This window comes from Pseudomonas sp. SDO5215_S409 (assembly GCF_054071325.1).
In genome coordinates this window covers 1-245 of the sequence record NZ_JBSVWN010000213.1, presented here as the reverse complement: position 1 = coordinate 245, position 245 = coordinate 1, and the positions used below count along the sequence as shown (strand labels likewise).

Sequence of the window (245 nt, the reverse complement as noted above, 5' to 3'; positions counted from 1 at the left end):
AACCCGCAGCTACACCCTGCGCCAACTGCGCGATGGTTGGGTGTATGTGTACAACAGCGTCGACCAGACCTTTCATGAGTACCAGCTCAGCGGGCGGCTGTTCACCCGCCACCTGTGGACCGACCGCCAGTTGAATAAGGATGTGCGCCACAACCCCGGTGAAAGCCATCCGTACCTGCTCTACCCGCGGCGCAGCCAACTGCGCATCGCCTACTCCCCGGTGCAATGGACCTGGCGCCTGTGTG

At 62.4% G+C, this 245-nt stretch carries 1 protein-coding gene; it reads left to right on the top strand.

Annotated elements, in window-relative coordinates; genetic code table 11:
- The coding region (locus ACW9H9_RS28935; RefSeq protein ID WP_457370509.1) for a toxin VasX at positions 1–245 on the top strand (245 nt) is incomplete at both ends.